Source organism: Tunicatimonas sp. (assembly GCF_049647865.1).
Classification (GTDB): Bacteria; Bacteroidota; Bacteroidia; order Cytophagales; family Cyclobacteriaceae; genus Tunicatimonas.
The window spans coordinates 1-5,099 of the sequence record NZ_JBARYM010000816.1 but is presented as its reverse complement, the minus strand read 5'-3'; the positions used below and the strand labels follow the sequence as shown (position 1 = coordinate 5,099).

At 46.5% G+C, this 5,099-nt stretch carries 5 protein-coding genes; 2 read left to right on the top strand and 3 right to left on the bottom strand.

From position 1 onward, the window contains the following. The coding region (locus WBA23_RS23580; RefSeq protein ID WP_424584730.1) for a glycoside hydrolase family 99-like domain-containing protein at positions 1 to 767 on the top strand (767 nt) is incomplete at its 5' end. A 140-nt stretch (positions 768 to 907) separates the two neighbouring features. Continuing rightward, the gene (gene ppgK / locus WBA23_RS23575; RefSeq protein WP_424584729.1) at positions 908 to 1,666 is read left to right on the top strand and encodes a polyphosphate--glucose phosphotransferase; all 759 of its coding nucleotides are present in this window, start codon (positions 908 to 910) and stop codon (positions 1,664 to 1,666) included. Between the two features lie 174 nt (positions 1,667 to 1,840). Here ppgK and WBA23_RS23570 read toward each other — a convergent pair whose 3' ends face one another. The 3 genes from WBA23_RS23570 to WBA23_RS23560 are packed head-to-tail and all read right to left on the bottom strand — an operon-like array spanning position 1,841 to position 4,972. Then, entirely contained in the window at positions 1,841 to 2,905 is a 1,065-nt protein-coding gene (locus WBA23_RS23570; protein ID WP_424584728.1) for a glycoside hydrolase family 5 protein, read from the bottom strand. Continuing rightward, complete coding sequence (locus tag WBA23_RS23565; RefSeq protein WP_424584727.1) at positions 2,898 to 4,793, bottom strand: ADP-ribosylglycohydrolase family protein; 1,896 nt, start codon at positions 4,791 to 4,793, stop codon at positions 2,898 to 2,900. The genes WBA23_RS23570 and WBA23_RS23565 overlap by 8 nt, the downstream gene beginning before the upstream one ends. Next, positions 4,790 to 4,972 (bottom strand): hypothetical protein, encoded by a 183-nt coding sequence (locus tag WBA23_RS23560; RefSeq protein WP_424584726.1) that lies wholly within the window; start codon positions 4,970 to 4,972, stop codon positions 4,790 to 4,792. The genes WBA23_RS23565 and WBA23_RS23560 overlap by 4 nt, the downstream gene beginning before the upstream one ends. Positions 4,973 to 5,099: the final 127 nt, after the last annotated feature.

Sequence of the window (5,099 nt, the reverse complement as noted above, 5' to 3'; positions counted from 1 at the left end):
TGATGTGGGCTAACCACGATGTGAAGCAAAACTACTGGAATGTGCATAAATATCCGGATGTAGATACCCTGCTCTGGCATGGGACCGTAGATCTAGAAAACTTTAAGGCGGTGGTTGATAGAGTGATCACACGGTATTTTGGTCAACCTAACTACACTAAAATAGACGGCATGCCGGTCTTTTCCATATTTAGCCTTACCAATCTAACGGAAGGGCTCGGCGGATTAGAAGCAGCGCAAGAAGCGCTCAACTACTTTAGAGAGCAAACCAAAGCCGCTGGTTTTCCCGGACTTCATCTTCAGGCAGTACTTTTTGGGCAACCAAACCAAAACACGATAGAAACAGTAGAGGCACTGAATTTCAACAGCGCTACTCAGTATAATTGGGGATGGATGCGGGAGCAAGATTATTTGAAATGGGGAAGTAAAGCCATTGCACGAAGAGATGCCTGGGCGGACAAACTTTCAATTCCACTATTTCCGAATGCTTCCATTGGTTGGGACGATACGCCTCGTTTTCCTGGCAAAGGTGAGCAGGATATTGTACGCTACAACAAATCACCGGAAAGTTTCGCTGCCTACCTTCAGGAAGCGAAAGAATACTGCGACAAACACCCCGAGCAAGCGAAACTCATCACTATTTTTTCGTGGAATGAATGGATTGAAGGAGGCTATTTACTACCTGACCGTAAATACGGATTTGAATATTTGCAAGCAGTAAAAAAGGTTACCGAAGGTTCTTACGATCAATACTCAGTTGCCAGATAAGACTGCTACCAAAGTCAGCTAGCGTTCTATTACAATATATCAGTGAACCCTAATTATTCGTCATAAACAATACCTTAAAATCATTGGTTTAACGTTTGTGCAACTCTCATAATCTGTAACAGACCAAGCAAAAGTATATCATGGAAATTTTAGGACTAGATGTAGGCGGATCAGGAATAAAGGGCGCGATTGTAGACACTGAACAGGGCGAGCTGATTACCGATAGGTTTCGAATTGATACCCCCAAACCGGCTACGCCTAAATCGGTTGCTGAAACAGTTGAGGAGATCGTAGATCATTTTAAGTGGAAACAATTTGTTGGATGCAGCTTTCCGGCGGTGATTATCAACGGAAAGACGATGACCGCGGGTAACATTAGTGATAAATGGATTGGCACCCAAGCCGATGAGTTATTCAGCAAACAATGTGATGGGCTAAAATTCTACTTGGGCAATGATGCCGATTTGGCCGGAGTAGCTGAAATGGAATTTGGTGCCGCCAAAGGTTTGAAAGGAAAAGTGATGATGATTACCATTGGTACTGGTCTGGGTACCGGCTTATTCTATAATGGTCAGCTGATTCCTAATATGGAGCTAGGCCATATTCTTTACAAAGACGGTGAGCCAGTAGAACGCTACGCCGCCGACTCCGTTCGGAAGCGAGAAGATTTATCTATGAAAGAGTGGGCCAAACGGTTCGACTATTACCTCCACCACCTAGTGCGCGTAATGGCCCCCGACTATTTTATCTTGGGCGGAGGTATTAGCAAAAAGTACGATAAATTTAAAGACTATTTAACCGTAGATATTCCCATAAAAGTAGCCGAATCCCGAAACCACGCCGGAATTATTGGCGCAGCTCTTTACGCTGGAGTGATGAATCAGTTAGATAACCCGTAGGATTTTGCTATCATTAGCTACTTTATTCCTCCTAATTTTCAAGAGATTTGATAGCATAGATCTATTGTGCTTGATTATTCCCTCCCCCCGCGCCGCGTCAGCTTAGAAAAAGGGAATGCAGGAGGATTTCATCAGGTAAGGCAAGTACAGTTGAAGTGACTCCGAGCGTTAATATTACTTTTCGCTCTGATCAAAGAAGCGAGTCAGTAGCTCCAAGCGGGGAGTGGTAGCTTGGCGAGTCGTATCGGCAGCATCGGTGTTGGAATGCTCGGGATTCCAGACGCTGGCTTCGCGAAAAGCATGATAGGTCCAGGAAATATTATGTTGCTCAGTGACCTGAATAATATCTTCCAGGTACTGATTACCCATTTTACCCAACCAGCGCGGAGAGCTAAACTCTCCCAAAAATAAAGGAACCTGCGGATGCTGATCCTGAAACTCCCGAATTGGCTGATAAACTGCGTGGATTTTCTCCTTATTCCACATCGCTTCCTCAATCTTACCGGGATATTCTACCAAATTAGCATTCGGCTCATTAACTCCCTGATGAGAGAATGACTGCGGTTCGTACATATGAAATTCTACCGCCAGATGCTCATCATTCGGTAGTTCCAATGTAGGGATTCCCTGAATATAAGAACCTCTACCTGCGGCACTCATCACACGGGGAGCAGCCAGAATAATTGTATGTTGAGTGTCGTACTGGCGGATAGCTTCCGTCAGTTTGGCATAAAGCAGGTTTAAATCACCCGGTGAGCCAACTTTTACAGGCTTGGGCACTCCTGGTTCGTTAAGCAGATCGTAACCGGCAATTACATCACCGCGCTGCGCGTAGCGTTGAGCAATATATTCCCACAGCCGGATAGTGTGCTCGTGCCAAGCAAAATCCTGCCAAAAAGGGTCGTTGCCGAGCATCGTCCAGGGATGTTCGGTGCCAGGGTAGCGGTGAGGATCAATTACCACGGCTATTCCGTATTTGTCTGACCAGTGAAGCACGCTATCTAGATAGGCGAAAGCTGCTTCGTTGAAATTGTAGGGAGGGTCAATAGCCATTAGCGGGTTGGACGGAAAACTTAGGCGGATTAAGTTGCCACCTAAATCAGCCAGGGCTTTTACATCTTCTTCCACCAAAGTCACTCCGCAATTTACGCCTCGGTAGGTAGTCGTTTCAAAAGTAGACTGGGCTTGCCCGACGGAAGAAACCAGTAGCAGAACAATAACAATTAGGACTCTATACATAAGGCACCAGATCAGTATTCCAGAAACTTTGGTGGGCGTGTTTTCCGGCAAAATCTTTAAAGCCCACTTCCAAATTTATTTCATCTACCGGAGAATCTATCCGAATCAACAAATCATTTTTGCCTTCTTGCAACGAGAGAAGCTTCCGCGTGGCGTAAGGCCAGCAACGTTGAATCTCTTGCTGATGATGCACCAACTCACCATTAGACCACACTCGGAAGTAAACGCTACAGCCCATCGTTAGCCAAACCTGCCGATTTTCATCACTACGTAGCTTAGTGTATAAGTACAGCGTTCGCTCCCCTCTTCCCAAGTAGTAATCACCCAGATTAATAACAAAACCTGACGGATGAATCTCTTGCACCACGAAGGGCTGAGCATCGTAATTTTTCTGCGTAGCGATTTCCTGAATTTTTTCCCGCGTAACAAAGTCCGTATCGGTATTCACCCGATCTTGGTTCATATACTGAAACGAAGGCAAAGAGGCCAGCCCGTGGTCAGGATAGTCCTCATCCATCGAGGCTAAGTTTGGATCATCCTGAATGAACGGTCCCAGCAGTAACCAACTTCCGTAGTGAGGCAACGCCCGCTCCAGCGTCTGCACTCGTTCGCCCTCAACTTGCACTTCCACCGAATACGCTCGAGCAGATTTAGAGAAAGTAGTTTCGGGTATCTGATAAGCTATCGTTCGCTCAATTACTCCTTTACCTTCTACTGATAATTCCAGCGTATTTTCAGGAAAAGTCAAGTCATCCGATTGAACAACCAACTGAGCCGACTGCGAATGATCGGTTAGGTTCTCGTACTTCACGATGAGAGCGGAGGCGTCTTCCGAACTGCGGTAGACGTTCACGTGGCAGGGTGGCGCGGGTGAGAAATTGAACTCGGGGGCATCGCTCAATTGAGTTTCATTAAAATGCCGGATAAAGGCGATTCCGGCTTGAGCTGTTTGTTGTGCCAATCCACTAATAGTATTAGCGTGATCAATGTCAATAATCTCAGGGCTAACCAGCAGTTCGTCGCCCACTAGTTCTTTCCATTTGGGGTCTGAGGCTTCGTAACCCTTAGCAATTCCCAGTAGGGCTCCGGCGGTGGCCACCACACAATCGCTATCGTGTCCCAGATGCAGCGCATCCATAATTCCGTCGAAGCTACCTTCCGATCTTAGCAACGCTAGTAGCGCAAAAGCTACGTTCATTGGGGCCGACGTAAAATCAGCATCGCCGTAAAAACTTTTGATCTTGCCCATCGATACTTCGTAGCTGCATTTCTCCGCCCAGCTCATCACAGTGGTTACCATCTGATGCAATTCACTTTTTTCGGAAAACAAACGCAGTGCTGTTCGGAAGATGCGTCGTAAATCACTCTCGAAGAAAGCTTCAGCCGCGCAAGCCGACAGGAATTTTTCAGCATCAATAGAAAAACGGCGGTGATCTAGGCTAGAATCTATCTCCGCATAAAAAGCAGCTCGCTCGGGCATTCCCGGACACAGCATTCCCCAAATTTCGCTGCGGATGGGCGAACCCATGCCTCGGTACCAGTAATGATTGTTATGCGTTCCCGACTCCGGCGGATAAACGTTTAAAGCAAGGTTGCGAGAAGCCACACCGTACTCGCCCCAGGGAAAGCGAACGTGCTGCTTCCAATGGTCGGCAAAGTCGTTTTCGCGCACCCAAGGACCTTTCTGCTTCACCATATCCAGCCACAGCACCTGCAAGTCTAAATCATCGTTGGGAAAGTTGGTCTCAAACAGCTTTTCGGATAACTCAATCTGATTAAACGCTTTATAGCCCTCGATAGGTGCCCCCAAAATGCCTCCGGCGCATTTGCCAACCCAACCACCGTGAATTTTGTCGAGGTACGTCTTATAATCTAATGCTCGGTTCATACGTTAGAATTTTGCTGTTTGTTCATCCAAAAGGGTGCGGTTCCCAACCATAGTAAGGTTCCGATCAGGGCTAAGGTTTTATGATTAGTGAAATCAATAACTTCGTGGTAGACTAAAAAGGAGGGAACAACCGTAAGCAGTAGCCCCAGAAAAGATACGGCGATCAAAAGTTTTCTCATGCGGTGGTAGTTTTAGGGATAGCGATTTTCGATTGAAATAATTTGCTCAGAACGATGTATAGAATTGCCCCGATAAACCAACCGGGTACCGCCAAAAAGAACATAAAATCGGCTCCGGTATAGTTGT